This is a genomic window from Vibrio sp. 10N.261.51.A3, assembly GCF_041471965.1.
GTDB classification, from domain to species: domain Bacteria; phylum Pseudomonadota; class Gammaproteobacteria; order Enterobacterales; family Vibrionaceae; genus Vibrio; species Vibrio crassostreae_C.
In genome coordinates this window covers 125,809-132,202 of the sequence record NZ_JBFRPK010000004.1, presented here as the reverse complement: position 1 = coordinate 132,202, position 6,394 = coordinate 125,809, and the positions used below count along the sequence as shown (strand labels likewise).

The window sequence follows — 6,394 nt, the reverse complement described above, 5'->3', positions numbered from 1 at the left end:
GTAGGTACTGTACAACGCAAGGATGGTGAGATCATTTTCCGTGGCAACGGCGACTTTGAAAAAACTCTAGTAAAAGTTGAAGGTGACCTAGAAGCTAACGGCAGTGCAGCCATCGTTAAAGGTAATGGCGAATGGTTAGCAACTGTTGAGCGTGTGGACAGTGGTTTTGAGATAACTAGTGGCAAGGGAACTATTGTAATTGATAGCCCACGACCTACTCTCCCAGCCTCTCCAGAGCACCCAGATATGGACTTTGATGATACACCTCGTTGGTCTCCAGATTTCGGTGAAGACCGTCCTGAAATGGAAGAGCGTGACCTGACAGTTAAGATCATTAACGGCGAAATCCACATTATCGACGAAAACACCAGTGAGTGGGTAGGTACTGTACAACGCAAAGATGGCGAGCTCGTATTTATTGGCAACGGTGACTTTGAAAAAACACTACTTCGTGTGGAAGGCGATGTTACTTCTGACCAATTCTCTTTAGTCAAAGGCAACGGTCAATGGGTTGCGACTGTTTCAAAAATAGATGACGGTGTACGTATTCAAACAAAGAATCACGATCATGTGTTTGATGGTTCAAACATCGACCGTAGCAAGCTTCAATCTATCGACCCAACTAAACTACAGAAAGCTAAATCCGCTATTCAACAACGTTTACGCGGCTAAAATTCAACCTGAGTTGAATCCGCTCACCCGATAATAGTTACTCCTATTATCGGGTGTTCTACTCACTAGCTAAGGAAAGCGATTCGGAATTTGAATATGAAACGCCTTCTATTAATACTTGCTTCAATCTTCCCTTTTTACTCATCTGCAAATGACACCCTTATTGAATCTATTGAGCGTTTTACTGATATTTTTTCCGTCAGCTTATCTCAAAATCCAGACAACGAGAAAACGGTTGCCACTCTTGATATAAATTATCAAATCAATGATAAGTTGCGTGTTTTTGGAGAAGTTGATACTCAAGAATACTGGCAAGCCGGTGTTGGCTACTCTTTCTGGCAAGGCGATACGTACTACACTGAAAATACGGTAAAAGTCAGTGAGCATGAAATCACAACGGGAATCTTTGCCGCGAAGCTAATCCATGAGCAATGGACATTAATCGGAGATCTTAATTACAACTACATGGATAGAGATTTCGATGCTTGTCTTCCAAACTTATGCGTGGAATATAGAGCCTCTGATACATTCGATTATAGCGCTGGCGCTCTGTGGAGCCCGATTCAATATGCTGATTTTCTTTACAAATTCAACCAAGAAATCGGATTCAAAAAAGATACCCAAGACTTTTATATTAAAGATGATACTACTACGAGATCTAGACATATCAGAAATGAAACTAGGACCAACATTCATTATCACGAAGTAGCTGTATTCTTTAACTTGAAGTACGTAAAACCGTCCGTTACCTACACCATATACCCTGAAAACAAAAACTATGTGGAATTCGGTTTAGCCTTCGATTTCTAGCTATTTAATAACTGTTTAAGCTCATCTCGTAGCTCTTGGTGTTGCCCATTAGTTTGATACTTCTTGTGATAGAAAAACTCAAACTCCACAGGACGCATTGAAAATGGAGGCTCATGAATCCGTAAGCCAATGGTTTTTGCTAATTGGATCATGCTAACCGGAACCGCAGCAATGTAGTCAGTCCCTTTTACTGCTAAGATCAAGTTAGTTAGATTTCGAACTTCAATTGCCACATCACGTGTGAAGCTCTTTTCGGAAAGAAAGTCGACTATTTGAGTATCTTGTCGAAGTAACTTCAAGGTTACATGCCGTGCTTCAAGAAACTCATCCATCGAAATCTTCTCACCAAATTGACTGTTTTCAGGATCACTCATAAGAAGCAGTCTATCAGTAGTTGCAAATTCAGACGCTAAACTTGACTGTTTAGGTAAACCAGTATCGACCACTAAATCTACTCGATTGAGTCGGATATCCTCGACAACATTCTCTACAGAAATTGGGGATTCAACTAACTGAACACCATTGAGCATGGGCATTTTGTGGAGCAGATTCGCAGGCATATAAACCGTAAAATCACGCTTTCTTGATACTGCACCTTCCATCAGCTCTAAAGCATCAGATAATTGACCTGCCAATTTGTGAGCCATTGACGTTGGTTCTATTGAACGCCCTACTCTTACGAACAACGCATAGCCTACCACCGCTTCAAACCTCTTGATTGCAGCACTGACCGCAGGTTGAGTTAGCTCTAACGATTCAGCCGCTTTGGTTATCGATCTTTGTTGATATACAGAGAGGAATGGCTTTACTAAATTGAGATCAAACACGCTTTACTCCATCAAAACGGTGTACTCTTAGTGTAACAAAAAAGCCGAATGCTAGAAGCAATTCGGCTTTAATATTATCCAACAATGTTATGTAGAACTGTCGCTATTAGTGCTCGCGCGTCGCTCGGAATTGAACTTCAGGGAAACGTTCAGAAGCTAGGTTCAAGTTCACCATAGTTGGTGCGATGTAAGACAGGTTGTCACCGCCATCTAGCGCAAGGTTAGATTGGTTCTTACGTTTGAATTCTTCTAGTTTCTTAGCGTCATCACATTCAACCCAGCGAGCTGTTGCAACGTTAACACCTTCGTAGATAGCTTCTACGTTGTATTCCGCTTTCAAGCGCGCTACAACCACGTCGAACTGAAGTACACCAACCGCACCAACGATCAGATCGTTGTTCTGCATAGGACGGAATACTTGTACTGCGCCCTCTTCTGAAAGCTGAACTAAGCCTTTTAGAAGTTGCTTCTGCTTAAGTGGATCGCGTAGGCGAATACGACGGAATAGCTCAGGTGCGAAGTTAGGAATACCAGCGAACTTAAGGCTCTCACCTTGAGTAAAGGTATCACCAATCTGGATAGTACCGTGGTTATGTAGACCGATAATATCACCCGCGTATGCTTTCTCAGCACGAGCACGGTCACCCGCCATGAAGGTTACCGCATCAGAGATACTTACACTCTTACCAGTACGAACATGGTTCATCTTCATACCTTGGTTGTAAGTACCCGAAACGATACGCATGAATGCGATACGGTCACGGTGTTTAGGGTCCATGTTTGCTTGGATCTTAAATACGAAACCAGAGAACTTCTCTTCTGTCGCTTCAACATCACGTTCGTTCGCTTGACGCGTTTGAGGTGCTGGAGCCCATTTCGTTAGACCATCAAGCATGTGGTCAACACCAAAGTTACCCAATGCAGTACCGAAGTAAACCGGCGTTAGTTCACCCGCTAGGAACAGTTCATGATCAAACTCAGGACAAGCACCGATAACAAGCTCTAGCTCTTCACGTACGCTTTCCGCAAGATCAGCACCTACTGCTTCATCTAGCTCAGGGTTATCGAGACCTTTGATGATACGAACTTCTTGGATCTCGTGGCCGTGGCCAGATTCATACAAGATCGTTTCATCACGGTGAATGTGGTAAACACCTTTAAACTCTTTACCACAACCAATTGGCCATGAGATTGGAGCGCAAGCCATACCTAGCTCGCTCTCTACTTCATCAAGCACTTCCATTGGGTCACGAACGTCACGGTCAAGTTTGTTCATAAACGTTACGATTGGCGTATCACGCAGACGCGTTACTTCCATTAGTTTACGAGTACGATCCTCGACACCTTTCGCAGCATCGATAACCATCAAACATGAATCAACCGCTGTTAGCGTACGGTACGTATCTTCCGAGAAATCTTCGTGTCCTGGAGTATCTAGTAGGTTTACTAGGCAATCATTGTATGGGAATTGCATTACCGACGTAGTTACCGAGATACCACGTTCTTTTTCCATCTCCATCCAGTCAGATTTAGCGTGCTGGTTAGAGCCACGGCCTTTTACGGTACCCGCTTTTTGAATCGCGTTTCCGAATAAAAGAACTTTTTCAGTAATCGTGGTTTTACCCGCATCCGGGTGAGAGATAATCGCAAACGTTCTACGTTTGCTCACTTCTTGTTGGAAAGACATAGTCGCCCTTTGCTGATCTAAAGCGTAAAAAGGGCAAGTAGATAATACTTGCCCTTGAATTCTGTGTGCGGATTATACAGAAAGCGTATCACTTTCTAAAGGGTCAGTTTACACCCTATTTTTTGGCTAATTTTGTGATTAGCTATCTAGTTAGCGAAAAGACGTAACATGACTAGCTAAAAGACATAAAAAGATAGCTCATAATGATGGCATCTTCGTTGCCTTGTTTAGTTGGATAGTAATTACGACGGCGATCAACTTCGTTGAAGCCTGCCTTTTCGTAAAGATTAAACGCGTTCACATTACTTTCGCGAACTTCCAGCCAAGCGCTTTCAGCATCAGCTTGTTCACATATATCAAGGAAATGTTCAGTTAGTGCCTTACCATAACCTTTGCCTTGCTTGCTTGGGTCTACCGCAATATTAAGCAGCGTCACTTCACCAACAATATTTTGAGCGAAGAAATAGCCCACCACTTGTCCATCAACTTCAAGGACATGATGACAAGCGCCTCGGCTATCAAGATCTCGGATCATATTTTCAGACCAAGGGTGAGAATGCGCGGCCTGCTCTATCTTCCAAATGGCGTCTAGGTGTTGTTGTGAAGTCGGTAAAAATTGATTAGCCATAAGCACAAATTTGTTGCCATAAGTCGCGGCGGTGTTGGTTGTTACCGTTAATGTCAGACAGTAATGGCGATTGAAGTGTTTTAGCCTTCAGCTCTTGAGCCGACTCACAACCAGCAAACCATATCCACTCAACCGAACCTAAATCCACAGTAGACAAGTGTTGCGGTTGAAGGTGTAAAGCCTGAGATAAGTCGAGCTTGATACTTTTGAGTACTCGCTCAAACATCACGGCGAGATCTTCCTGAGGTTTTTCAGGCGAAACCAACAGTAACTTGCAATCGCTCGAGAGCGGAGTCAATTCAGATTCATAACCTGCTAAACGCTCTGGGTGACTTAGTTCCCATTGGCTAATGCCCATCTCATGTAGGTATTGCGCGTGTGTTTGTGACATATCTAGCGGTAGTAACCTTAAGTTTATTGGAGCCAAAGTTTATTGAAACCAGAAGTTTGTTAGAACTAGTTTTGTGAAAGCTGCCTCTATTGAAAGAGCGCTTATTAGAGCAGGGCTGATACTAACAAAAAATAAAGGAGCATCAAGCTCCTTTATTTAGACTAAATCAGTTTGTATCTTGTTGCGTGATAAATCAGCTTATAAGTCGTTGAACTCGGGGCTGTAAGCAATCTCACCAGCATGTCCAGCAAACGCACCGTTTACCAATTCAATCGCTTGGAAAGCACCTTCAGGCACATCCCAAACACAACTCAGGCCAAACTCGCTCGCAGCCTTGAAACCAAAGCGGCTGTAATAAGCAGGGTCACCCAACACAACGCAAGCTGGGTAACCAAAATCAACCAAAGTGGAAAACGCATCTTCAACTAGAGATTTGGCAATGCCTTGGTTGCGGAACTCTTCTTTCACAGCGAGAGGCGCAAGCCCTTGCCAGTTATGATCGTCGCCATCAAGAGTGATAGGGCTAAACATCAGGTGACCAACCACCTCGCCTTCATCAGAACAAGCCACCAGCGATAGCGTTAAATGGCTATTCTCACGCAAGCTCATAACCAAGTTAGCTTCTGCATCTGTTTCAAAAACAGATTTCAATAAACGCTCAATGACAAGTATATCTGCCGGTGCTTCAGTTCGAATAAGCATTCATTACCTCACTTTGTGTATCTGGGGATTGTACTCCCTTCTGCACAAAATCAGCTAATTGATTTAACAAAGTTTTCATAGGAGTCGGCAATAAGTCCAAATCTACGCTATCCATCAAGTTTTTAACTTCTAAACCGAGCTCGGTATCGCCTTCAATAGACAGTCTACGTTGGAAGAAAAGCGTATCTGGGTCTTCTTTACGCCCCGCAATCAACACAAGATCGTTAAGATTGCCGCTAAAGCTTACATCTTCAACCACCTCTTTATCAGCTACAACCAGTTGCTCATTTTTGTAGCTAATACACCAACTTAACCCCATGTCTTTTATTGAGACTTTCAGCCATTTGTCTTCTAAAAACTCAAAGTCACCGTCCTCTAAAGCTTCCTTGAATACATTCTTAAGCGCCTCCAATAAGGCTCTTTTTTGTACTGTTTTAGGCAATAACTGGACTGGAGATCGCAAAATTGATGCGGCATTTTGAACTAGTTGAGTGCGAATCTTGTTTATCACGTGACTTATCCGTAACTTTGTCAATAATATGGAATGCATCATAGATGATGTTGAGATCTCAGTTACTGTTATGTATCAAATTAACTTCTGTTTGATACTCGACCTTTAATATCCTGAAAATCACAGTTATAGTAACTCAGGTAATGAGAATTACAGCGGATCGCTG

The 6,394-nt window shown here is 42.8% G+C and carries 8 protein-coding genes; 2 read left to right on the top strand and 6 right to left on the bottom strand.

What is annotated here, in order from left to right; genetic code table 11:
• Both AB4371_RS01570 and AB4371_RS01565 read left to right on the top strand, forming a co-directional pair.
• The coding region (locus AB4371_RS01570; protein ID WP_372148725.1) for a hypothetical protein at window positions 1-672 on the top strand (672 nt) is incomplete at its 5' end.
• A 96-nt stretch (window positions 673-768) separates the two neighbouring features.
• The gene (locus AB4371_RS01565) at window positions 769-1,482 is read left to right on the top strand and encodes a hypothetical protein (protein ID WP_017065969.1); all 714 of its coding nucleotides are present in this window, start codon (window positions 769-771) and stop codon (window positions 1,480-1,482) included.
• On the opposite strand, the gene AB4371_RS01560 is transcribed toward AB4371_RS01565, so the two are convergent.
• From AB4371_RS01560 to AB4371_RS01535, 6 genes are all read right to left on the bottom strand, one after another.
• On the bottom strand, window positions 1,479-2,309 hold the full coding sequence (locus AB4371_RS01560; protein WP_017059245.1) for a LysR family transcriptional regulator: 831 nt from the start codon (window positions 2,307-2,309) through the stop codon (window positions 1,479-1,481). The two genes, AB4371_RS01565 and AB4371_RS01560, sit on opposite strands and share 4 nt — an antisense overlap.
• Window positions 2,310-2,415: 106 nt before the next feature.
• The gene (prfC, locus tag AB4371_RS01555) at window positions 2,416-3,996 is read right to left on the bottom strand and encodes a peptide chain release factor 3 (RefSeq protein WP_017059244.1); all 1,581 of its coding nucleotides are present in this window, start codon (window positions 3,994-3,996) and stop codon (window positions 2,416-2,418) included.
• Window positions 3,997-4,168: 172 nt separating this feature from the next.
• A complete protein-coding gene (gene rimI / locus AB4371_RS01550) occupies window positions 4,169-4,624 on the bottom strand; it encodes a ribosomal protein S18-alanine N-acetyltransferase (RefSeq protein WP_372148722.1) in 456 nt (151 codons plus the stop codon).
• Complete coding sequence (locus AB4371_RS01545; RefSeq protein WP_372148719.1) at window positions 4,617-5,015, bottom strand: DNA polymerase III subunit psi; 399 nt, start codon at window positions 5,013-5,015, stop codon at window positions 4,617-4,619. Before AB4371_RS01545 ends, rimI begins: the two co-directional genes overlap by 8 nt.
• Before the next feature lie 198 nt (window positions 5,016-5,213).
• Window positions 5,214-5,717, bottom strand: a complete 504-nt coding sequence (locus AB4371_RS01540) for a GNAT family N-acetyltransferase (protein WP_372148717.1) — start codon at window positions 5,715-5,717, stop codon at window positions 5,214-5,216.
• Window positions 5,701-6,228, bottom strand: a complete 528-nt coding sequence (locus tag AB4371_RS01535; RefSeq protein WP_029235120.1) for an SCP2 domain-containing protein — start codon at window positions 6,226-6,228, stop codon at window positions 5,701-5,703. The genes AB4371_RS01540 and AB4371_RS01535 overlap by 17 nt, the downstream gene beginning before the upstream one ends.
• Between the last annotated feature and the right edge of the window lie 166 nt (window positions 6,229-6,394).